The 22231-nt window shown below is 71.6% G+C and carries 20 protein-coding genes and 1 riboswitch; of the genes, 13 read left to right on the forward strand and 7 right to left on the reverse strand.

Annotated elements, in window-relative coordinates:
* The first annotated feature begins 6 nt into the window (after positions 1-6).
* The gene (locus ABD224_RS05105; protein WP_344047241.1) at positions 7-882 is read left to right on the forward strand and encodes an HAD family hydrolase; all 876 of its coding nucleotides are present in this window, start codon (positions 7-9) and stop codon (positions 880-882) included.
* Here ABD224_RS05105 and ABD224_RS05110 read toward each other — a convergent pair.
* Positions 876-1370 carry a transglycosylase SLT domain-containing protein gene (locus ABD224_RS05110; RefSeq protein WP_344047243.1) on the reverse strand — a complete coding sequence of 165 codons (495 nt, stop codon included), beginning with the start codon at positions 1368-1370 and terminating at the stop codon, positions 876-878. The two genes, ABD224_RS05105 and ABD224_RS05110, sit on opposite strands and share 7 nt — an antisense overlap.
* A 3-nt stretch (positions 1371-1373) precedes the next feature.
* Positions 1374-1563: riboswitch (cyclic di-AMP (ydaO/yuaA leader) on the reverse strand.
* 486 nt (positions 1564-2049) lie between these two features.
* On the opposite strand from ABD224_RS05110, the gene ABD224_RS05115 reads away from it, so the two are divergent.
* The 4 genes from ABD224_RS05115 (at position 2050) to ABD224_RS05130 (ending at position 6789) form a co-directional block, all read left to right on the forward strand.
* Positions 2050-3060 carry a polyprenyl synthetase family protein gene (locus ABD224_RS05115; RefSeq protein WP_344047245.1) on the forward strand — a complete coding sequence of 337 codons (1011 nt, stop codon included), beginning with the start codon at positions 2050-2052 and terminating at the stop codon, positions 3058-3060.
* A 641-nt stretch (positions 3061-3701) separates the two neighbouring features.
* Positions 3702-4937 carry a LolA family protein gene (locus ABD224_RS05120; protein ID WP_344047247.1) on the forward strand — a complete coding sequence of 412 codons (1236 nt, stop codon included), beginning with the start codon at positions 3702-3704 and terminating at the stop codon, positions 4935-4937.
* Positions 4938-4982: 45 nt separating this feature from the next.
* Complete coding sequence (locus ABD224_RS05125; protein WP_344047249.1) at positions 4983-5927, forward strand: ABC transporter ATP-binding protein; 945 nt, start codon at positions 4983-4985, stop codon at positions 5925-5927.
* Positions 5914-6789: an ABC transporter permease gene (locus tag ABD224_RS05130; RefSeq protein ID WP_344047251.1), complete on the forward strand. Its 876-nt coding sequence runs from the start codon at positions 5914-5916 to the stop codon at positions 6787-6789. Before ABD224_RS05125 ends, ABD224_RS05130 begins: the two co-directional genes overlap by 14 nt.
* Positions 6790-6812: 23 nt before the next feature.
* Here the strand turns inward: ABD224_RS05130 and rarD are convergent, their stop codons facing one another.
* The 6 genes from rarD to ABD224_RS05160 all read right to left on the reverse strand — a co-directional run bounded on the left by rarD (position 6813) and on the right by ABD224_RS05160 (position 15091).
* Positions 6813-7826 (reverse strand): EamA family transporter RarD, encoded by a 1014-nt coding sequence (gene rarD, locus ABD224_RS05135; protein WP_344047253.1) that lies wholly within the window; start codon positions 7824-7826, stop codon positions 6813-6815.
* A 163-nt stretch (positions 7827-7989) separates the two neighbouring features.
* A complete protein-coding gene (locus tag ABD224_RS05140; RefSeq protein WP_344047255.1) occupies positions 7990-9069 on the reverse strand; it encodes a 2-oxoacid:ferredoxin oxidoreductase subunit beta in 1080 nt (359 codons plus the stop codon).
* Positions 9062-10990, reverse strand: coding sequence for a 2-oxoacid:acceptor oxidoreductase subunit alpha (locus tag ABD224_RS05145; RefSeq protein ID WP_344047257.1), 1929 nt, complete (start codon positions 10988-10990; stop codon positions 9062-9064). Before ABD224_RS05145 ends, ABD224_RS05140 begins: the two co-directional genes overlap by 8 nt.
* A 157-nt stretch (positions 10991-11147) precedes the next feature.
* On the reverse strand, positions 11148-11807 hold the full coding sequence (locus ABD224_RS05150; protein WP_344047457.1) for a LuxR C-terminal-related transcriptional regulator: 660 nt from the start codon (positions 11805-11807) through the stop codon (positions 11148-11150).
* A 479-nt stretch (positions 11808-12286) separates the two neighbouring features.
* Positions 12287-13654: a sensor histidine kinase gene (locus tag ABD224_RS05155; protein ID WP_344047259.1), complete on the reverse strand. Its 1368-nt coding sequence runs from the start codon at positions 13652-13654 to the stop codon at positions 12287-12289.
* Between the two features lie 189 nt (positions 13655-13843).
* Positions 13844-15091 carry a sensor histidine kinase gene (locus tag ABD224_RS05160; RefSeq protein WP_344047261.1) on the reverse strand — a complete coding sequence of 416 codons (1248 nt, stop codon included), beginning with the start codon at positions 15089-15091 and terminating at the stop codon, positions 13844-13846.
* Between the two features lie 253 nt (positions 15092-15344).
* On the opposite strand from ABD224_RS05160, the gene ABD224_RS05165 reads away from it, so the two are divergent.
* From ABD224_RS05165 to ABD224_RS05200, 8 genes are all read left to right on the forward strand, one after another.
* The gene (locus ABD224_RS05165) at positions 15345-15752 is read left to right on the forward strand and encodes an NADH-quinone oxidoreductase subunit A (protein ID WP_344047263.1); all 408 of its coding nucleotides are present in this window, start codon (positions 15345-15347) and stop codon (positions 15750-15752) included.
* Positions 15743-16369: an NADH-quinone oxidoreductase subunit B gene (locus tag ABD224_RS05170; RefSeq protein ID WP_344047265.1), complete on the forward strand. Its 627-nt coding sequence runs from the start codon at positions 15743-15745 to the stop codon at positions 16367-16369. Before ABD224_RS05165 ends, ABD224_RS05170 begins: the two co-directional genes overlap by 10 nt.
* Positions 16366-17565 (forward strand): NADH-quinone oxidoreductase subunit C, encoded by a 1200-nt coding sequence (locus ABD224_RS05175; RefSeq protein WP_344047267.1) that lies wholly within the window; start codon positions 16366-16368, stop codon positions 17563-17565. The genes ABD224_RS05170 and ABD224_RS05175 overlap by 4 nt, the downstream gene beginning before the upstream one ends.
* The gene (locus ABD224_RS05180; protein ID WP_344047269.1) at positions 17562-18530 is read left to right on the forward strand and encodes a complex I subunit 1/NuoH family protein; all 969 of its coding nucleotides are present in this window, start codon (positions 17562-17564) and stop codon (positions 18528-18530) included. Before ABD224_RS05175 ends, ABD224_RS05180 begins: the two co-directional genes overlap by 4 nt.
* Before the next feature lie 113 nt (positions 18531-18643).
* Positions 18644-19204 (forward strand): 4Fe-4S binding protein, encoded by a 561-nt coding sequence (locus ABD224_RS05185; protein ID WP_344047459.1) that lies wholly within the window; start codon positions 18644-18646, stop codon positions 19202-19204.
* Positions 19201-19845 carry an NADH-quinone oxidoreductase subunit J family protein gene (locus ABD224_RS05190; RefSeq protein ID WP_344047271.1) on the forward strand — a complete coding sequence of 215 codons (645 nt, stop codon included), beginning with the start codon at positions 19201-19203 and terminating at the stop codon, positions 19843-19845. Before ABD224_RS05185 ends, ABD224_RS05190 begins: the two co-directional genes overlap by 4 nt.
* Complete coding sequence (gene nuoK / locus ABD224_RS05195) at positions 19845-20237, forward strand: NADH-quinone oxidoreductase subunit NuoK (protein ID WP_344047274.1); 393 nt, start codon at positions 19845-19847, stop codon at positions 20235-20237. Before ABD224_RS05190 ends, nuoK begins: the two co-directional genes overlap by 1 nt.
* On the forward strand, positions 20234-22228 hold the full coding sequence (locus ABD224_RS05200; RefSeq protein WP_344047276.1) for an NADH-quinone oxidoreductase subunit 5 family protein: 1995 nt from the start codon (positions 20234-20236) through the stop codon (positions 22226-22228). Before nuoK ends, ABD224_RS05200 begins: the two co-directional genes overlap by 4 nt.
* Positions 22229-22231 lie beyond the last annotated feature (3 nt).

Consider the following 22231-nt stretch of genomic DNA (forward strand, 5'->3'; position numbering starts at 1 on the left):
CTGATCATGCCCCCTGCCCTCGCATATGCCCTTGTCGCCACTGACCTGGACGGAACGCTGCTGCGCGGCGACGACACCCTGTCCGGACGGTCCCTCGCCGCGCTGGCGCGGGTGGCGGCCGCCGGTGCCCGGCACCTCGTGGTGACCGGACGGCCGGCGCCGAGAGTGCGGCCCCTGCTCGACGCCCTGGGCACCACGGGGCTCGCGGTGTGCGGTCAGGGCGCACAGGTCTACGACGCCGGGACCAACCGCCTGCTGTGGTCGGTCACCCTGGACCGGGAGCTGGCCGAGGTCGCGCTCGGCAAGATCGAGGCCGAGGTGGGCGAGGTGTACGCCGCCGTCGACCAGGACGGCGTCGACGGGCTCACGCTCATCGAGCCGGGATACCGCATGCCGAACCCGGCCCTGCCCTCCGTGCGGGTCGGCCGGCGCGAGGAGCTGTGGGGCAAGCCCATCAGCAAGGTGCTGCTGCGCCATCCCGTGCTGTCCGACGACGACTTGGCGGCGGCGGCGCGCGGCGTAGTGGGCTCCCTGGCCACGGTCACCATGTCGGGCCCGGGGATCGTCGAACTCCAGCCGTGCGGCATCACCAAGGCGACCGGGCTGGCACTGGCCGCCGAATACCTGGGACTGGGCCGCGAGCACGCCCTCGCCTTCGGCGACATGCCCAACGACATCCCCATGTTCCAGTGGGCCGCCCGGGGGGTCGCCATGGCCAACGCCCACCCCGAGCTCAAGGCGGTGGCCGACGAGATCACGCTGTCGAACGAGGACGACGGCGTCGCCGTCGTCCTCGAGCGGTTGTTTGACCGGCCCGAGGAGCGGACCGGCCCATATGTGCGCCGGCAGGGGCTCGACCGGGGGCCGGTGGAGACTCAGTAGGGGCCGTTGACGTTGTCGATCGAGCCGTACCGCTTGGCCGCGTAGTTGCAGGCGGCGGTGATGTTCGCGACCGGGTCGTAGATGTCGTACGAGGTGCCCGGGACGTGGTAGGCCCTGAAGGTCGGCTCGATGACCTGCAGCAGCCCCTTGGACGGGGTTCCCTTGGCCGCGTTGGAGTCCCAGAGGTTGATGGCCCGCGGGTTGCCGGAGGACTCGCGCATGATGTTGCGGTGGATGCCCTTGTAGGTGCCCGGGATGCCGTGCTTCCGCATGACCTCCAGGGAGGCCCGGATCCAGCCGTCGAGGTTGTTCGGGTAGCCGGCGCCCGTGATCGTTCCGGTGGTGGGCGTGCCGGCCGAGGGCGCCGCGGAGGCACCGGTGGTACCGAGGAGCGGAGCGGCGAGAACGGCGGCACTCGTGCCGGTGACGGCGAAGGCGCGGACCGCACGGGCGACACGGGAACGGTGGCGCTGACCTTGTGCAGACATGGGGAATTTCCTCTCCGCCGCCTGCGAGGTGAGCTGTCGGGTTCGGGCCGGGAGGTGCCCGGCCGCGCCGCGAGGGCACGGCTTCACCCCGAGCCGTTCCGGTGCGGCGTACGCCACAGGACGTACGGCGCCCGGCCCGGCGGCTTACCTGGGTCCCCCGCTCCTGCCGTGAGTGACTCGGTCGATGGATTCACGGGCGGCGGCAGGATTCGGCGTCCGCCCGTCGGCCGGGAAAGTATGCGAGCGCACATGTCCGGAACAAGGGTCTGATTCATGTATCGCCCTGATTGGTCTTGATCAGAGGTGTATGAGGTGCTTGATCCTTTGCGTGAACCAAGGCCCAACTGGCGTGCGGGCAAAGGAGAAAGGGGTATGGGTCGTGAGGAAATGGGCGAAGAGGGGTGAGTGACCTAATTCACGGTCCGGCAATGCGGGGAGCAATTTTCCTCAATAGGGAATTGAGGTTCTAAATAAGGGTGAATCGGACTGCGAAGGAATGTCCGTGCAGGCCGTGCAAGAGGGACGTGATGGTGGTCACGTCGGGTGATGACGTCCGGTTCGTATCGGTGGGCGCCATCGGTGATCGAAACTTGACCGGATACGCTGACTCGAGTGATGGCAGCGACCTATCGACAAACTGCGTGACCGCCAGCTGACACCAGCAGACAGGAGACCCCTCGTGACCGTCGTCGGGCCATTCGGGCTGAACGTGCGGGACAAGGCTCTCGAAGCCGATGTCCAGGCCGGGCTGGCGGCCGTCGAGGAAGGGCTGCTCGAGGCCACCAAGAGCGAGGTCCCGTTCATCACGGAAGCCGCCCAGCACCTCGTCAAGGCGGGCGGCAAGCGGTTCCGGCCGCTGCTCGTGATGCTCGCGGCGCAGTTCGGCGACCCGTACGCGCCGGGCGTCGTGCCGGCGGCCGTGGTCGTGGAGCTGACCCACCTGGCGACGCTGTACCACGACGACGTGATGGACGAGGCCGCGGTGCGCCGCGGGGTGGCCAGCGCCAACACCCGCTGGGGCAATTCCGTGGCGGTCCTGACCGGTGACTTCCTGTTCGCCCGGGCCTCGCAGATCCTCGCCGACCTCGGGCCGGAGGCGGTCCGGGTGCAGGCCGTGGCGTTCGAGCGGCTGGTCACCGGGCAGATCCTGGAGACGGCGGGCCCGCAGGACGGCCGGGACCCGGTCGAGCACTACCTGGACGTGCTGAGCGGCAAGACCGGATCGCTGGTGGCGGTGTCGTGCCGGTTCGGGGCGATGATGTCCGGCGCCGACGAGACGGTCGTGGACGTGCTGACGCAGTACGGCGAGCGGCTGGGCGTCGCCTTCCAGCTCGCGGACGACGTCCTGGACATCGCCTCCGACTCGCACGAGTCCGGCAAGACGCCCGGCACGGATCTGCGTGAGGGCATCGCCACCCTGCCGGTGCTGCGGCTGCGCGAGCGCGCGGCGCGGATGGGGCTGGCCGAGGACATCGCCCTGTGCGAGCTGCTGGACTCCGACCTGAGCGACGACGCGCGGCACGCCGAGGCGCTGGCGGCGCTGCGCACGCACCCGGCGCTGGAGCAGGCCCGCCGGGACACCGTGCGCTACGCCGAGGAGGCACGGGCCGCGCTGGCCCCGCTGCGCGACTGCACCGCGAAGGCCGCGCTGATCGACCTGTGCGACGCGGTGGTGCACCGGGCCGGTTAGGGGGTGTCGTTTGGATCATGCCGCAGGTCGCGGGGTTCGGCACGCCCATCTGCGGCGTTGTCGTCACTCGCCGACGCTCCGCGTCGGCTCCCTCCTCCGCCTTGCATCTGCACGCACCGAACCCCGCTCACCTCGGTCACCAGGCACCGCCCATCGGAGCCGGCCTGATCCAAACGACACCCCCTAGACCGGCCGGGGCCGGTGAGGCCCGGTCAGCTCCGACGGAAGCAGGAAGGATCAGCCCGGATCAGCCCGGATCGGTCCGAATCGGTCCGGAGCGGGGCGATGCGGTACGAAGAAGCCGAGTCAAGCCAAACGGACTATTCCCGGCGAACCGGTCGGAAGGTGTCCGGAGACGTCCGGTGAACCCGGCCGGTTCACGATCATGCGACCCGTCCGGCTGCTCCATTCGGGTGGCGTCCACCACCCCTACCCTTACGGGACGACGGGGCCACGGCCCTTCTCGTGTCATACCGCAGGCGTAGGCGAGTTGGCTCCGGGGGCTGACGCCTCCTCACCGCTGATCTGGTCAGATGGATACCACGAACAGCATCACTCCTCACCGATTCGGGTGAGAATGGCGGCTCGGAGTGGATCCAGCTCGAAGGACAGCCGCCGCCGACGACGGAGGTAGGTCACACATGGCACCGTACGGATCCGACGACAGCATCGGCGCCGAGGAGGTGGACGGCCGGCACGCGGGGCGGCGCAGGGCCGCGCGCTATGCCGTCCCGGTCGCGGTGGTGGGAGTGGCGGCAGCGACCATTGGGCTCGTCCCGGCCATCGCCGACTCCGGCAGCCCCGACCTGCCGAAGATCACCGCGCAGCAACTCATCGAGAAAATAGCCCGGTCGGACGTCCAGCAGATGTCCGGCACGGTCAAGATCAGCACCGATCTGGGCCTGCCCGACCTCGGCGGCCTGGAGAAGGGCCTGACCGCGGGCGCCGACAAGGGCGGTGAGGGATCGTCGGCCGACCCGCATGCCAAGCTGACCGAACTGGCCTTCGGCACGCACACCGTGCGCGTCGCGGCCGACGGCCCGGACCGGCAGAAGATCTCGCTGATCGAGGACGCGGCCGAGTACAGCCTCATCCGCAACGGCAAGGACGTCTGGGGCTACGACAGCAGGTCGAACGAGGTCTTCCACGGCACGGCGGAGGACAGCGGCCGCCGGCACGAGAACGAGGTGCCCGCCACCCCCAAGGACTTCGCCGACCAGCTCCTGAAGTCGGTCGACGACACCACCTCGGTGACGGTGGACGGCACCGCACAGGTCGCCGGACGCGACGCCTACCGGCTGGTCGTCAAGCCGAAGCGCGCCTCCGGCACCACGGTCGGGGCGATCAGCATCGCGGTGGACGCCAGGACCGGGCTGCCGCTGAAGTTCACGCTCACCCCGGCGAGCGGCGGTGCCGCCGTCGTGGACGTGGGCTTCACCCGGATCAGCTTCGCCAGGCCGGCCGCCTCCACCTTCGACTTCACCCCGCCCAAGGGGGCGAGGGTCACCGAGGAGAAGGACCTCGGCAAGGACGCCGGGAAGGAGCTCGGCGAGGACGCGCACGCCCGGGACCTCGGCCCGGCCGAGAAGGGCCTCGCCAAGAGCGGCGGCCCGAGGATCCTCGGCGAGGGCTGGAACGCCGTCGCCGTGTTCGACACCGGCGCCTCCGGCACCAAGGACGGCACCCCGCCGGCCTTTGGCCACGGGGACCCGAGCGGCTTCCTCTCCTCGCTCGGTGACCGCGTCTCCGGCGCGTTCGGCAAGGGCACGGTCTTCTCCACCCGCCTGATCAACGCCCTGATGACGGACGACGGCAAGGTCTACGTCGGTGCCGTCACCAAGGACGCGCTGATGAAGGCGGCGAACAGCGGGCAGTGACGCCGCGCGGCGCGCGGCGACGGGCACGACGGGACGAGGGAGCCGATGGACGAAGAGGACGACGGCGTCATCCGCACCCGGGGGCTCACCAAGCGCTACCGCGGCGGGCAGCTCGCCGTGGACGGCCTCGACCTGACCGTTCCGGCGGGCAGCGTCTTCGGCTTCCTCGGCCCCAACGGCTCGGGCAAGACCACCACCATCCGCATGCTGATGGGGCTCGTCGAGCCCACCTCCGGCACGGCGCGCGTACTGGGGCACCCCATGCCCCGCTCCTCGCGCGCCGTGCTGCCCAGGGTCGGCGCGCTCATCGAGGGCCCGGCTCTGTACGGCTTTCTGACCGGCCGGGACAACCTGCTGCGCTACGACGCCGCCGACCCGGCCGCCGACCCCCGCACCCGGCGCACCCGGGTCGCCGCCGCGCTGGACCGGGTGGGCCTGACGGCCGCGGCGGGCAAGAAGGTCAAGGCGTACTCCCTGGGCATGAAGCAGCGCCTCGGTCTGGCCGCGGCCCTGCTCCACCCGCGCGACCTGCTCGTCCTGGACGAGCCGACCAACGGCCTCGACCCGCAGGGCATGCGTGAGATCCGCTCCCTGGTGCGGGAGCTGGCCTCGGACGGCACCACCGTCTTCCTCTCCTCCCATCTGCTGGACGAGATCGAGCAGGTGTGCACCCACGCGGCCGTCATGGCCCGGGGACGGCTGGTCACCCAGGGCGCGGTGGCCGAGCTGGTCGCCGGTGCGCGCGGCCGGCTGGTGGTGACCACACCGGACACCGGGGCGACGGCCCGGGTGCTCAAGGAGCAGGGCGTCGGCGACGTCGTCGTCGACGAGGACCGGGTGACCGGGGACCCGCCGGAGCGCGACCTCGCCGAGGTGAACGCCGCGCTGGTGGCGGCGGGCGTCCGGGTCCGCGGCTTCGGGCTCGAACGGGCTTCGCTGGAGGACGCCTTCGTGGCACTCACGGGGGAGGGCTTCGATGTCGCGGGCTGAGACCGCCGTCCGCACCCCGGGTCCGCTGTGGGCCCTCGGACTGCTGCGCAGCGAGCTGGCCACCACCTTCCGGCGCTGGCGCACCCTCGCCCTGCTGGGCGTGCTGGCCGCCGTACCGGTCCTGGTCGGGGTGGCCGTCAGGATCGAGACGAGCGACGGCTCGCCGGCGGGCCCCGCGGACGGCGGCGAGGGGCCGGCGTTCATCGCGCAGATCACCAACAACGGACTGTTCCTGGTGTTCACCGCGCTGGCCGTCACCCTGCCGTTCTTCCTGCCGCTGGCCGTCGGCGTGATCGCGGGCGACGCGATCGCCGGGGAGGCGAACGCGGGCACCCTGCGCTATCTGCTGGTCGCCCCGGCCGGCCGCACCCGTCTGCTGCTGACCAAGTACGCCACCACGGTGGCCTTCTGCCTGGTCGCCACCCTCGTGGTCGCCGTCTCGGCGCTCGCCGTGGGCGCGCTGCTCTTCCCGCTCGGCGACCTGACCACCATCTCCGGCACCCGGATCGGCTTCGCCGAGGGCCTGGGCCGGGCGCTGCTGATCGCCCTCGTGGTCGCCGTGTCCCTGACCGGTCTCGCCGCGCTCGGCCTGTTCGTCTCGACCCTGACCAACAGCGGGATCGCGGCGATGGCCGCGACCGTGGGCCTGCTGATCACCGTTCAGATACTCGACCAGATCCCCCAGCTCCACGCGGTCCAGCCGTATCTCTTCTCCCACTACTGGCTGTCCTTCGCCGACCTCATGCGCGACCCGGTCCACTGGGACGGCCTGGTGAGGAACCTCCAGGTGCAGGCCCTGTACACGGCGGTGTTCGGCTCGGCGGCCTGGGCGCGGTTCACGACGAAGGACATCACCGCGTAGGCCCTGGGCCCCGGCGGTGACGTCTACGCGTCCACCGGGTCCGGGTTCGCCGCCGACGCCGGGTCCGGGTTCGCCGCCGACGCCGGGTCCGGGTTCGTCACCGGCGCCGTCCGGGGAGCTTCGGCCCGGGCCGCCCTGAGCGCCGCCGCCCGGCGGGCCGTGCGCAGTCCGTCCCAGGTCAGCAGGGTCAGGGCCAGCCAGACCAGCGCGAACCCGGCCCAGCGCTCGGGCGGCATGGACTCGTGGAAGTACAGGACGCCCAGCAGGAACTGGGTGACCGGAGCCAGGTACTGCAACAGCCCCAGGGTGGACAGCGGCACCCGGACCGCGGCGGCGCCGAAGCAGACCAGGGGCAGGGCGGTCACGAGGCCCGTGCAGGCGAGCAGGACGGTGTGCCCGATGCCCTCGGTGGTGAAGGTGGAGCGGCCCTGGGCGCTCAGCCACAGCAGATAGGCGAGGGCGGGCAGGAACTGGACGGCGGTCTCGGCGGCCAGCGACTCGACGCCGTCGAGGGCGACCTTCTTCTTCACCAGGCCGTAGGTGGCGAAGGAGAAGGCCAGACAGAGGGAGATCCACGGCGGACGGCCGTAGCCGACGGTGAGCACCACGACGGCGACGGCACTGAGGAGGACCGCCGCCCACTGCGCGGGCCGCAGCCGTTCCTTCAGGAGCAGCACGCCCATCGCGATGGTGACCAGCGGGTTGATGAAGTACCCGAGGGAGGACTCCACGACGTGCCCGTTGTTCACGGACCAGATGTAGACGCCCCAGTTGACGGTGATCACCGCGGCGGCGGCCGTGACGAGGCCCAGTCTGCGCGGCTGCCGCAGCAGTGCGCCGGCCCAGGCCCAGCGGCGCAGGACGAGCAGCGTGAGGGCGACGAAGACGAGGGACCACACCATGCGGTGGGCGAGGATCTCCACCGCCCCGGCGGGTATGAGCAGCGGCCAGAAGAGGGGGACGAGCCCCCATATCCCGTAGGCGGCCATACCGTTCAGCAGGCCGATGCGCTGCTCACCTCTCGGCTTCCCGCTCAAGCGGTCCTCCCTGATGCCTCTGCCCGCGTGCGCGCGGCCCACGACGCCGCACGCGGGGCCGCACGCGACGCTGCCCACAGGAAGGTAACGCCGGACACCCCCGTCTGTCATACCCGTATCGCAATACGGTCATGACACGCGGGGGTGCCGGTGCCGGGGGTCCTCAGCCGACGACCGTCCAGGTGTCCCCGCCGGCCAGCAGCGCCGCCAGGTCTCCCTTGCCGCGCTGCTCGACCGCCCGGTCCAGCTGATCGGCCATCTCGGTGTCGTACACCGGGCGGTCGACGGAGCGGAACACACCGATCGGCGTGTGGTGCAGGGTGTCCGGGTCGGCCAGCCGGGACAGCGCGAAGGCCGTGGTCGGCGAGGCCGCGTGGGCGTCGTGGACGAGGACCTCGGACTCGTTCTCCGGGGTGACGTCGACGACCTTCAGATCGCCGGTCGCCGGATCGCGCACGACCCCGCGTCCCCCGTCCGCGCCGAAGCGGATCGGCTGCCCGTGCTCCAGGCGGATCAGGGCCTCCTGGGCCTGCTGGCGGTCCTTGAGGGCGTCGAAGGCGCCGTCGTTGAAGATGTTGCAGTTCTGGTAGATCTCGATCAGCGCGGCGCCGGGGTGGGCGGCCGCCGCACGCAGCACCTCGGTCAGGTGCTTGCGGTCGGAGTCGATCGTCCGTGCCACGAAGGACGCCTCCGCGCCGATCGCCAGCGAGACCGGGTTGAAGGGCGCGTCCAGCGAGCCCATCGGCGTCGACTTGGTGATCTTGCCGACCTCGGAGGTCGGGCTGTACTGACCCTTGGTCAGACCGTAGATCCGGTTGTTGAACAGCAGGATCTTGAGGTTGACATTGCGGCGCAGGGCGTGGATCAGGTGGTTGCCGCCGATCGACAGCGCGTCGCCGTCACCGGTCACCACCCACACGCTCAGATCGCGCCGCGAGGTCGCCAGGCCGGTGGCGATGGCGGGGGCACGGCCGTGGATGGAGTGCATCCCGTAGGTGTTCATGTAGTACGGGAAGCGGGAGGAGCAGCCGATGCCGGAGACGAAGACGATGTTCTCCCGGGCGATGCCCAGCTCCGGCAGGAAGCCCTGGACGGCCGCGAGGATCGCGTAGTCGCCACAGCCGGGGCACCAGCGCACTTCCTGGTCGGACTTGAAGTCCTTCATGGACTGCCTGGCCGCGGCCTTCGGCACCAGGGAGAGCGCCTCGATCGTGCCCCTGCCTTCCGTGGACGTCTCAGCCATCAATGGCCTCCTTGAGAGCCTGGGCGAGCTGTTCGGCCTTGAACGGCATGCCGTTGACCTGGTTGTACGACTGCGCGTCCACCAGGTACTTCGCTCGCACCAGCGTGGCGAGCTGTCCGAGGTTCATCTCGGGGACCACCACCTTGTCGTAACGCTTCAGGACCGTGCCGAGGTTGCGCGGGAAGGGGTTGAGGTGGCGCAGATGAACCTGCGCGATGGACTCCCCGGCCGCGCGCAGCCGGCGTACGGCGGCCGTGATGGGGCCGTAGGTGGAGCCCCAGCCGAGCACGAGCGTGCGTGCCTGGTCCGGGTCGTCGACCTCCACGTCCGGCACCTCGATGCCGTCGACCTTGGCCTGCCGGATGCGGACCATGAAGTCGTGGTTGGCGGGGTCGTAGGAGATGTTCCCGGTGCCGTCCTGCTTCTCGATGCCGCCGATGCGGTGCTCCAGGCCCGGTGTGCCGGGGATCGCCCACGGGCGGGCCAGGGTCTGGGGGTCCCGCTTGTACGGCCAGAACACCTCGGTGCCGTCGTCCAGGGTGTGGTTGGGGCCCTGCGCGAACTGCACGGTGAGGTCCGGCAGCTCGTCCGGCTCGGGGATGCGCCACGGCTCGGAGCCGTTGGCCAGGTAGCCGTCGGAGAGCAGGAAGACGGGCGTGCGATACGTCAGCGCGATCCGGGCCGCCTCCAGGGCGGCGTCGAAGCAGTCGGCCGGGGAGCGGGGGGCGATCACCGGAACCGGGGCCTCGCCGTTGCGTCCGTACATCGCCTGCAGCAGGTCGGCCTGCTCGGTCTTGGTCGGCAGGCCGGTGGACGGCCCGCCGCGCTGGACGTCGACGATCACCAGCGGCAGCTCCAGCGACACCGCGAGCCCGATGGTCTCCGACTTCAGGGCCACGCCCGGACCGGAGGTCGTGGTGACGGCGAGCGAGCCGCCGAAGGCGGCCCCGAGCGCGGCGCCGATGCCGGCGATCTCGTCCTCGGCCTGGAAGGTCCGCACACCGAAGTTCTTGTGCTTGCTCAGCTCGTGCAGGATGTCCGAGGCCGGGGTGATCGGGTACGAGCCCAGGAACAGCGGCAGGTCCGCCTGCCGGGAGGCGGCGATCAGGCCGTAGGCCAGGGCCAGGTTCCCGGAGATGTTCCGGTAGGTGCCGACGGGGAAGGCCTTGGCGGCCGGGGCGACCTCGTAGGAGACCGCGAAGTCCTCCGTCGTCTCGCCGAAGTTCCAGCCCGCCCGGAAGGCGGCGATGTTCGCCTCCGCGATCTCCGGCTTCTTGGCGAACTTCTTTCTCAGGAACTTCTCGGTGCCCTCGGTGGGCCGGTGGTACATCCAGCTCAGCAGGCCCAGCGCGAACATGTTCTTGCTGCGCTCGGCCTCCTTGCGGGAGAGGTCGAAGTCCTTCAGCGCCTCCACCGTCAGCGTGGTCAGCGGCACCGGGTGCACGTGGTAGCCGTCCAGCGACCCGTCCTCCAGGGGGGAGGACTCGTAGCCGACCTTCGCCATCGCACGCTTGGTGAACTCGTCGGTGTTGACGATGATCTCCGCGCCGCGCGGCAGATCGCCGATGTTCGCCTTCAGCGCGGCCGGGTTCATCGCGACCAGCACGTTCGGCGCGTCGCCGGGGGTCAGGATGTCGTGGTCGGCGAAGTGCAGCTGGAAGGAGGACACACCCGGCAGGGTTCCGGCGGGGGCGCGGATCTCCGCCGGGAAGTTCGGCAGGGTCGACAGGTCGTTGCCGAAGGCCGCCGTCTCCGAGGTGAAGCGGTCGCCGGTGAGCTGCATGCCGTCGCCGGAGTCGCCCGCGAACCGGATGATCACCCGGTTCAGACGGCGGACGTCCTTCGTCCCCGCCGCCTTGCGCTGTTCTCCTACGACGGCTCCGTCGGCCTGCTCCGCCGGACTGCTGACCTGGCTGGTCACTGAACTGGACCTCCCTCGAGGCTGCTGTGTGGGAGCGGCCTTCCCGAAGACCTTCCCGGAGTCAACCCTACGTCGGTCAGGGTCGCCTTCCCTGGACCGTTCGCATACTGGACGCCGTGCTGAGACGGACCGGCGTATGCGGCACGGCGGCCGACGATCATGAGTTCAGGTAGGTGAGCACGGCCAGAACGCGCCGGTGGTCCCCCTCGCTCGGGGACAGTCCGAGCTTGAGGAAGATGTTGCTGACGTGCTTCTCGACCGCCCCGTCGCTCACCACCAGCTGCCGGGCGATGGCCGAGTTCGTCCGGCCCTCGGCCATCAGGGCCAGCACCTCCCGCTCCCGCGGGGTGAGCCCGGCCAGCACGTCCTGTTTGCGGCTGCGTCCGAGCAGCTGGGCGACCACCTCCGGGTCCAGGGCCGTACCGCCCCGGGCGACCCGCACCACGGCGTCCACGAACTCCCGGACCTCGGCCACCCGGTCCTTGAGCAGATAGCCCACCCCGCGGCTGGAGCCGGCCAGCAGCTCGGTGGCGTACCGTTCCTCCACGTACTGCGACAGCACCAGCACGCCCAGCTCCGGGTACGCCTTGCGCAGCTGGACGGCGGCCCGCACCCCCTCGTCGGTGTGCGTCGGCGGCATCCGTACGTCCGCCACGACGACATCGGGGAGCGCCGACTGGTCGTGCAGCTCGGTGATGGTCTTGACCAGCGCCTCGGCGTCGCCCACACCGGCCACGACCTCGTGTCCGCGGTCGGTCAGCAGCCGGGTCAGGCCCTCCCGGAGCAGCACCGAGTCCTCGGCGATGACCACCCGCACCCTGTTCTCCACGCTCTTCGGCCCCCCACAGCCCCGTTCGTCGGTCGTCCGTCGGTCGTTGCATACGACGCATACGACATGGTCCAGCATTCCAGCATGCGACTGCCCGCGCGCCCGGGCCATGGGAAGCGGGGGAAGACTGCATATGAGGCCATATATTCGGCCACGTATCGGCCACGTATTCGGCTGCATGGGGGCCGCGTGTTCGGTGGCATGCTCCGGCCTTCCGGGCACGGCCGGGTGGCCGCGGCCGGAAGGCCGTACGCCGGCGGACCGGCACATCAGCGGATCAGCACACCAGCGCATCGGCAGATCAGCGGATCAGCACATCGACACCGGCACCCCGAGTGCATCACGTCACAGCGCACGCCGCCTCGGGGGGACTTGGAGCCGGGTGTGCTCATGGGCGGGTGTCGTGCCACGCCGTGGGGCGCCATGACGCGCCGTGGTGTGCTGTGCCGCATGTGGCCGGGGTGCGCTCAGCGCCGCCAGGGCAGCTCCGCCGTCACCCGGGTGGGACCGCCGGCCGGTGAGTCGACGACCAGGACCCCGTCCACCGCGTCCAGCCGCTCGGCCAGCCCCGCCAGGCCCGAGCCCTTGGACGGGTCCGCACCGCCGACCCCGTCGTCCACGACCTGGATCAGCAGCCGGTCGTCCATCCGCCACACCTCGACCGAGGCGGACCGCGCCTTGCTGTGCTTGCTGATGTTCTGCAGCAGCTCGGAGACGGTGAAGTAGGCGATGCCCTCGATCGCCGGGGCCGGCCGCTCGGCCAGGTCCACCTCCACCCGCACCGGCACGGTGCAGCGCGAGGCGACCGAGGACAGGGCCGCGTCCAGACCGCGGTCGGTCAGGACGGCGGGGTGGATGCCGCGGGCCAGGTCGCGCAGCTCCTGCAACGCGATCTTCACCTCGCCGTGCGCCTCGTCCACCATCCGTGCCGCCGCCTGCGGATCCTCCGCCAGCTTCTCCTTGGCCAGGCCGAGGCCCATGGCCAGATTGACCAGCCGGGCCTGTGCGCCGTCGTGCAGATCCCGCTCGATGCGCCGCAGATCGGCGGCGGCCGTGTCGACCACGACCCCCCGGTCCGACTCCAGCTCCACCACCCGTGCCGACAGCCGCGACGGCCCGAGCAGCCCGTGCACCAGCACCCGGTCCACCGTGGTCAGCGCCCGCACGATCCACGGCGTGGCCAGCGTGATCAGCAGCCCCGCCAGCGCGGTCGCCGTGATCTCGAACGGGTTGTCGAGGTGGATGGCGTGATGCCCGTCACCGTAGAACTGGATGCCGTCCTGGCCGACCCACAGCGGGAAGGCCCAGAACCACAGCGGGTACGTCAGCAGCGCCCAGCCCATCGTCCAGAAGGGCACCACGACCGAGAAGGAGAACACCGCCCACGGGAACTGCAGCAGGGCGTAGAGCAGGGCCCGCCAGGAGGAGCCGCTCTTCAGCAGGGCCCCCGTCCAGGCCAGGACGCCCGGCTTCCTCGTCCGCAGCGGCTCCGGCTCGGCCACCTCCAGACCGAGCAGACCGCGCGCCCGCGACCGCTCCAGAACGCCGAACAGACGGCAGCCGGCCAGCGTCGCGGCCAGCACCGGGACACCGAGGAACGTCACCAGCAGGCCCAGGCCCAGCGACAGCATCGTGACGGTGTACGTGAAGAGCGCGAGGGCGACCGGCAGGCTCAGCAGCACATACCCGAACTCGCGCAGGCTGCGCGCCTCGAACGGCGCCCGCAGTCCGGCGGGCAGCAGGTGCCGCCGCCGGTCCGGGGCCCCGTCGTACACACCGTCCCCGCTGCGGAGCCCGTACTCCTGTCCGTACCGCGATCCGTACTGGGTGGTCATCGGCGTCGTCCCGTTCTCCTCTGTCCTGCCGCCGCTGTGCCGCACTGCTGATCGCACCGTGCCGCGTCGCGCTGCTGTACCGACTCCGCGGCTCGTCCCGCGCGGCTGCCTTGCCGTGTGCTTCCACCCTGCTCGGCCGCGGGGGACGGGACCATGGAGCGCGTCGGCGTCTTGGACGGGGGGTTTTCCCTACCTCCTGCCGGGGGCGCTCCTGCCGGGGGCTCCTCGGCCCGGCGTGCCCGGGCCGTCCGTGCGGTCCCGCCACGGCAGTTCCGCCGTGACCGTCGTCGGGCCGCCCGGCGGCGAGTCGACGACGAACAGGCCGTCGACCGCGTCCAGCCGTTCGGCCAGACCGCGCATCCCCGTCCCGCCGTCCAACCGGGCGCCGCCGACCCCGTCGTCCACGACCTGGATCATCAGCCGGTCCTCGGCCCGCCACACGTCGACGGCGGCGGACCGTGCCCTGCTGTGCTTGCTGACGTTCTGCAGCAGCTCGGAGACGGTGAAGTAGGCGATGCCCTCGATCGCCGGGGCCGGCCGGGAGTCCAGTTCGACCGTCACCTCGACCGGCACGGTGCAGCGCGAGGCGACCGAGGACAGGGCCGCGTCCAGACCGCGGTCGGTCAGGACGGCGGGGTGGATGCCGCGGGCCAGGTCGCGCAGCTCCTGCAGCGCGAGCTTCACCTCGCCGTGGGCCTCCTCGACCATCGCGGCGACCTGTTCGTCGACCTGCCCCTCCGCCAGCTTCTCCTTGGCCAGGCCGAGGCCCATGGCCAGGTTGACCAGCCGGGCCTGTGCGCCGTCGTGCAGATCCCGCTCGATGCGCCGCAGATCGGCGGCGGCCGTGTCGACCACGACCCCCCGGTCGGACTCCAGTTCGGCGATCCGCCGCTCCAGCTCGTCGGAGGGCGAGAGCAGGGCGCGCACCAGGGCCCGGTCCACGTTCGCCATGCCCCGCGCGAGAAACGGCAGCACCGGCCACAGCACGAACAGCGAGACCAGCGTGACCGTGAAGGTGAGCACCCCCCAGGGCAGCCGTATGACGTCGTACAGCGCCGTGCGCCAGCCCACCGGGTCCTTCAGCACCAGCCACAGCTTGTCGAGCAGCCCCTTGGTGCGGCCCAGCGGCAGCGGACTCGGCTCCTCGATCCGCACCCCGAGCAGCGCCCTGGCCCGTGCCCGCTCCAGCCTGCCCAGCTGCCGCGAGCCCAGCAGCCCCACCGCCAGCAGCGGGAAGCCGATCACGGTCAGCGTCATCGTGATGCCGGTGAGCAGCACCGATGCCACGTAGCAGAAGCCGAACAGCGACACCGGCAGATTCGTCAGGAGATGCGTGATCTCCTTCCAGGTGGGCAGGTCGTAGGCGAGACGAGGCGGAGGCAGACGGTCCTCGGCGTCGGCCGCCGCCGAACCGGCGGTGGAGGAATGTGCGGTCATACGGGCCAGCGTGCCGTGCGGACGGGGGCCGGCGCCATGAGGGCCCCCGCCCTGCCCGGCGGGGGAAAACCCCACCCCCGCGTCTCCTGGCGTGCACGCCTGCTTACCGTCTCTTTATCAGGGCCTAGACTCCGGTGGGTACGAAGCGCCGAACACAGGAGCAGGAGACAGGGCCGGCCGGACCGGGGACGGGAACCGGGGCCGCCGAGCCGGGGGACAGGGCCGAAGCGGCCAGGGAACGAAGGGACGCACGGTGCCGGAGACAGTGCGGGGGTCGACCGTCGTCGTCGCGGCGGACTACTTCCAGTCCTACGCGGTCGTCGGGCTGCTCGCCGCCGTGGGCGTGCTGTTCGTCGCCGCCGCCTTCGGCGCGGGCCGGCTGCTGCGCCCGGTGGTCCCCACCCCGGAGAAGCTGATGACGTACGAGTGCGGGGTCGACCCCGTCGGCGAGGGCTGGGCCCACACCCAGGTCCGCTACTACGTCTACGCCTTCCTGTACGTCATCTTCGCCATCGACTCGATCTTCCTCTTCCCCTGGGCGACGGTCTTCGCCGCCCCCGGCTACGGCGCGACGACGCTCGTGGAGATGTTCGTCTTCCTCGGCTTCCTGGCCGTGGGCCTGCTGTACGCGTACAAGAAGGGCGTCCTGGCATGGACGTGAACCCCCGACCGGTACCGCTGCCGGAGCCGAGGAGGCTGGGCGCGCTCGCCCGGCTGGCTCCCGAGCCGATGAAGGTCGTCCTGAACTGGGGCCGCCGCTACTCGCTGTGGGTCTTCAACTTCGGCCTCGCCTGCTGTGCGATCGAGTTCATCGCCGCGTCGATGTCCCGGCACGACTTCATCCGGCTCGGCGTGATCCCGTTCGCGCCCGGACCGCGCCAGGCCGACCTGATGGTGGTGTCCGGCACGGTCACGGACAAGATGGCCCCGGCGATCAAGCGCCTGTACGAGCAGATGCCCGAGCCGAAGTACGTCATCTCCTTCGGCGCCTGCTCCAACTGCGGCGGCCCGTACTGGGACTCGTACTCCGTCACCAAGGGCGTCGACCAGATCATCCCGGTGGACGTCTACGTCCCCGGCTGCCCGCCGCGTCCCGAGGCGCTGCTCCAGGGGATCCTGAAGCTCCAGGAGAAGATCGCGCGGGAGTCGCTGGGGGAGCGGTACGGAACCGGGGCGGCGCGCCCCTCGACGGCGGCGCTGCGGAGCGGCCCGGTGAAGCCGCCGACCGCCGGAGCCGCTGGTGCCGCCGGTGCCACCGGTGAGGGGGACGCACGATGAGCGGTGTCGGCTGGCTGCCCGCGCCCGCCGAGGAACTGTTCGGCGCCGGGGCCACGGCGGAGGAGTCCTTCGAGGTGCTGACGGTGGACGTACCGTCCACCGCATGGGTGCCCGCCCTGCTGACCGCCCGCGACGAGCTGGGCTGCACCTACTTCGACTGGCTGAGCGCGGTCGACGAACCGGGCACGGGCCTGCGGGTCTCGGCCCATGTCGTCGCCCTCGCCCCGGTGCGGCGCCTGCTGCTGCGCACGACGGTCCCGCACGAGGCGCCGGTGCTGCCGACCGCGGTCGAGGTCTACGCGGGCGCGGCCTGGCACGAGCGCGAGACGCACGAGATGTTCGGCGTCCGCTTCGAGGGCCACCCCGCCCTGGAGCACCTCCTTCTGCCGGAGAACTTCGAGGGCCACCCCCTGCGCAAGGACTTCGTGCTGGCCGCCCGTGTCGCCAAGGCCTGGCCGGGGGCGAAGGAACCGGGGGAGTCGGACCACGGCGGTCCCAAGCGCCGCCAGATGCTGCCCCCGGGCGTCCCCGACCCCAACGAGTGGGGTCCGCTGAAGGGACAGCTCCCGCCTGCACCGGCCCGTGCGGCAAGGGGCGCGGCCCGTGCGGCGGGCGACCGTCCGGTGCGGCGCACCCGCACGGCGGCGGAGGGCTCGGCGAGCCAGAGCGGTCCCACGAGGCCCCGTCGGATGCGGAGTGCGTCCGAGGGGTCGGCCTCGCAGCGTGCGGCGGGTGCGCAGGACGCGGGCCAGGAGGATCCGGCGGCCCAGGCCGCGGCGGGCCAGGGACCGACAGACCAGGGACCGGCGGGCCAGGGACCGGCGGGCCGGACCGGGGCCGCAAGGCCCCGTCGGATGCGGAGTGCGTCCGAGGGGTCGGCCTCGCAGCGTGCGGCAGGTGCGCAGGACACGGGCCGGCGGACCCCGGCGGCCCCCGCGGCCCCGCGCGGCTCGGACGCCCCCTGGCACCGCGCCCGGCCGGCATTCGACGAGCCCGAGCCGGAGCCGGGGCGGAAGCCCGAGGACGAGCCGGGGCGGAAGCCCGAGGACGACACCTCCAAGGCCGACGGTCCCAAGGCCGACGCCCCCAAGGTCGATGTTCCCCGAACCGACACCCCCGAGGCCGGCACCCCCGATACCCCTGACACCCCTGACACGCCCGGTACCCCCGACGACTCCGAAGGAGGCCCGCGGTGAACGACGCGGTCGAGGTCGCCCTGCGACTCCTGGTCGTCTTCGCGGTCTTCCTCACCTTCCCCCTGATCGTCGGTCAGACCGAGCACAAGGTGATGGCCCATATGCAGGGCCGCCTCGGTCCCATGTACGCCGGCGGCTTCCACGGCTGGGCCCAGCTCATCGCGGACGGCGTGAAGTTCGCGCAGAAGGAGGACGTGGTCCCGGCGGACGCGGACCGCCGCGTCTTCCAGCTCGCCCCGGCCGTCTCCCTGCTGCCGTACCTCCTGGTGCTGCTCGCCATCCCGCTCGGCCCCGGTGAGGGCGCCGTCGGCCAGGTCCTCGACGCGGGCATCTTCTTCGTGCTCGCCGTGATGGGCGTCGGCGTCCTGGGCTCGCTCATGGCCGGGTGGGCCTCCGCCAACAAGTTCTCCCTGCTCGGCGGTCTGCGCACCGCCGCCCAGCTCCTCGCCTACGAACTGCCCATGCTGCTCGCCGCCGCCTCCGTGGCGATGGCGGCCGGCACGGTCTCCCTGCCGGGCATCGTCGAGTCCTTCCAGTGGTGGTGGCTGCCCTGGCAGATCGTCGGTGCGATCGTCTTCTTCGTCGCCGGCCTCGCCGAACTGCAGCGCCCGCCGTTCGACATGCCCGTCGCCGACTCGGAGATCGTCTTCGGCGCGTACACCGAGTACACCGGTCTGCGCTTCGCCCTCTTCCTCCTCGCCGAGTACGCCGGGATCGTCGTCCTGTGCGGTCTGACCACGGTCCTCTTCCTGGGCGGCTGGCACGGGCCCTGGGGCGCCGACGGGCTCGGCTGGCTGTGGACCCTGCTGAAGACCGCGGTTCTCGCCTTCGTCGTCATCTGGCTGCGCGTCACCTACCCCCGTCTGCGCGAGGACCAGCTGCAGAAGCTGTCCTGGACCGTTCTCGTCCCCCTCGCCCTCGCCCAGATCGCCCTCACCGGCATCGTCAAGGTGGTGATCTCCTAGTGCCGTCCCGCCCGTCGCCCGACCACCGCCCCGTGACGACGCCCTCCGAGCGGTCCCGTCCGTCGATCCCGGGCTCCGGCCTCGCCAAGGGCCTGGCCGTCACCCTGCGCACGATGACGAGGAAGGCCGTCACCCAGCAGTACCCGGACGCCCAGCCCGAGCTGCCGCCCCGCACCCGCGGCGTGATCGCCCTGTTCGAGGAGAACTGCACGGTCTGCATGCTGTGCGCCCGCGAGTGCCCGGACTGGTGCATCTACATCGACTCCCACAAGGAGACGATCCCGGCGGCGACCCCCGGCGGCCGCGAACGCAGCCGCAATGTTCTCGACCGCTTCGCCATCGACTTCTCCTTGTGCATGTACTGCGGCATCTGCGTCGAGGTCTGCCCTTTCGACGCCCTGTTCTGGTCCCCGGAGTTCGAGTACGCCGAAACCGACATCCGTGACCTCACCCACGAGCGGGACAGGCTCCGCGAGTGGATGTGGACCGTGCCGGCCCCGCCCGCCCTGGACCCCGGCGCGGAGGAACCCAAGGAGGTCGCCGCCGCCCGCAAGACCGCCGAGAAGCTGGCTGCCCAGCAGCAGGCCGAGCAGGCCACGCAGGCCGAGCACATCGCACAGCCCGGGCAGGACGAGCGGACCGGGCAGGCCGGGCCGCGGGAGGGGGACACGTGAGCAGCATCGCCGCCGCAAGTCCCGGCTTCCTCTCCCCGACGGGGGTCGAGATCGCCTTCCTCCTGGTCGGCCTGGTCACCTTCGGCGCCGCCGTCGTCACCGTCACCACCCGGCAGCTGGTGCACGCCGCCCTGTGGCTGGTGGTGGCCCTCGGCGGTCTCGCCGTCGAATACCTCCTGCTCACCGCCGAGTTCATCGCCTGGGTGCAGGTCCTCATCTACATCGGTTCCGTCGTCGTCCTCATCCTGTTCGGTCTGATGCTCACCAAGGCCCCCATCGGCCGCTCCCCGGACGCCGACTCCGGCAACCGCTGGGTCGCCCTCACCGTGGCCGTCGCCGCCGCGGTCGCCCTGGTCTGGGTGGTCGTCGATGCCTTCCGCACCACCTGGATCGACCTGGACGGCGCCGTCGCCGGCTCCACGAAGGTCACCGGCGAGAGCCTTTTCCGGAACTGGGTGCTGCCCTTCGAGGCCCTCTCCGTCCTCCTGCTGACCGCCCTGGTCGGCGCGATCGTCCTGTCCCGCAAGGCGAAGGCGGACACCGCCGCCCGGACCCCGCAGGCCCAGGGCGACCGGAGCGCCGGCCGGAGCACCGACCGGGATGCGAAGGACGCGAAGGACCCGAAGGAAGGGAGCCGCTGATGCACCTCGCCTATCCCGCCGTGCTCTCCGCCCTCCTCTTCTGCACCGGCCTGTACGGGGTCCTCGCCCGCCGCAACGCGATCCTGGTCCTGATGTCCGTCGAGCTCATGCTCAACGCCGTCAACCTCAACCTGGTCGCCTTCGACGTCTGGCTCAGCAGGGCCGCGGCCGAGACCCTGCACTCCGGGCAGGCCCTGACCCTGTTCACCATCACCATCGCCGCCGCCGAGATCGGCATCGGCCTGGCGATCGTCCTCGCCGTTCACCGCAACCGCGGCACCGCGGACATCGACCGGCTCCGCGACGCCGCCGAGAGCCCCGACGACGACGGCCCCGACAGCGACGCCGCCGCCAGAGCGCGGGCCGCCGAGAAGGCTGAGGTCACCGCGTGACCACGACCACCCTCGCCGTCCTCGCCCCCCTTCTGCCGTTCCTCGGTGCCGTGGCCGGCCTGCTGCTCGGCCGCACCGCCCCCGGCTACGTCCGCCCCATCGCCGTCCTGCCGACCCTCACGTCGCTCGTCCTGACCGTGCTGGTCGCCGCGGACCAGGGCGGCGGCCCGGCCGTCGACGCCGCCACCGAGCTCACACCCACCGGCTCGGTCCCCATCGACCTCGCCCTGCACATCGACGGCTTCGCCGCGCTCGTCGCCGTGCTGGTCACCGTCGTCGCCGGCTGTGTGCAGATCTACTCCACGGGCTATCTGCGCGACGACCCGCGCTACCCCTCCTACGCCGCCCTCGTCTCCCTGTTCACCGCCGCGATGCTCCTCGTCGTCTACTCCGGCGACCTGATCGTGCTGCTGGTCGGCTGGGAGGTCATGGGCATCTGCTCCTACTTCCTGGTCGGCCACTACTGGGAGACCCCCGAGGCCCGCGCCGCCTCCCTCAAGGCCTTCCTGGTCACCAAGCTCGGCGACGTGCCGTTCCTGATCGGCCTGTTCGCGCTCGGCACCGCCGCCGGGTCCTTCCGGATCACCGAGATCCTCGCCACCGTCGCAAGCGGCGCACTGCCCCACCCGACCGTGACCGCCCTGCTGCTCCTCGCCGGCGTGGCGGGCAAGTCGGCGCAGTTCCCGCTGCACACCTGGCTCCCCGACGCGATGGCGGGCCCCACCCCCGTCTCCGCGCTGATCCACGCCGCGACGATGGTCGCCGCCGGTGTCTACGTCGTCGCCCGGCTCCTTCCCGTCTTCCAGGCCTCCACGGCCGCGATGACCGTCCTCGCCGTCATGGCCGCCGTGACGATGACCGGCGCGGCACTCGCCGCACTCGCCCAGGACGACATCAAACGCGTCCTCGCCTACTCGACGATCAGCCAGCTCGGCTACATGACCGGGGCCCTCGCCGTCGCCGACCGCGGCGCCGCCGTCTTCCACCTCCTGTCCCACGGCGCCTTCAAGGCCCTGCTGTTCCTCGCCGCCGGCGTGATCATCCACGCCTCCGGCACCAACTCGCTGGCCGCCATGTCCCGCATGAGCCATCTGCGCGACCGTGTCCCGGACGCCTACTGGGCGATGACCGTGGCCCTCCTCGCGCTCGCCGCGATCCCTCCCTTCAGCGGCTTCTTCTCCAAGGAGTCCGTCCTCGGCGCCGCCGAACACGTCGCCTCCGGCCACACCGAGCACGCTCCCGGCGCGGCGGGCTGGACCGTCCTCGTCGCCGGTCTCGTCACGGCCCTGCTCACCGGCGCCTACGCCATGCGCCTGTGGCTGCGGGCCTTCCGCGGGCAGGGCACCGAGGCCCCCGACCACGGCAGGCAGCCCCTCGTCATGAACGCCGTCCTGTGGGTCCTCGCCGTCCCGTCCCTCGCCCTCGGCGGCTTCGCCTTCCGCCTCCTGCCCGCCTGGTTCGACGGCCGCGACCTGGCCCCCACGCTCACCACCTCCGTCCTCGGCACGGGCCTCGCCCTGGCCGGCGGCATCGTCACCTACGGCGCCTGGCGGTACACCGCCGCACTCGCCGCCCGCACCCCCCTCGGCGCCGTCGCCGCCCACCCGACGGCCGACGCCGGCCTTGTCGAGGCCGAGGCCATCGCCGGCCACGCACCCGCCTACGGGAGCGTCGCCCACGCACCCGACCCCGCCGACCCCGGACGGCTGCTGCTCGGACCGCTGCACCGCCACGCGGCCGCCGGCTTCCACCTCGACGCCGTGTACACGGCCCTCTTCGTCCGCCCGGTTCGGGCCGGAGCGAGCCTCGTCCGGTTCCTCGACCGCGAGGTCGTCGAGACCTACGTACGCGGCGCCGGCGCCGCACCCCGGCTGCTCGGGGCCGCCGTACGGCGCGCCCAGACCGGCAATGTGCAGACCTATGTGAGCGCACTGCTCGCCGGCACCGTCGTCCTCGCGGTCGCCGCCGTCCTTCTCGCCACGGGAGTGTGAGCA

Source organism: Streptomyces thermoalcalitolerans (assembly GCF_039525155.1).
Taxonomy (GTDB): Bacteria; Actinomycetota; Actinomycetes; order Streptomycetales; family Streptomycetaceae; genus Streptomyces; species Streptomyces thermovulgaris.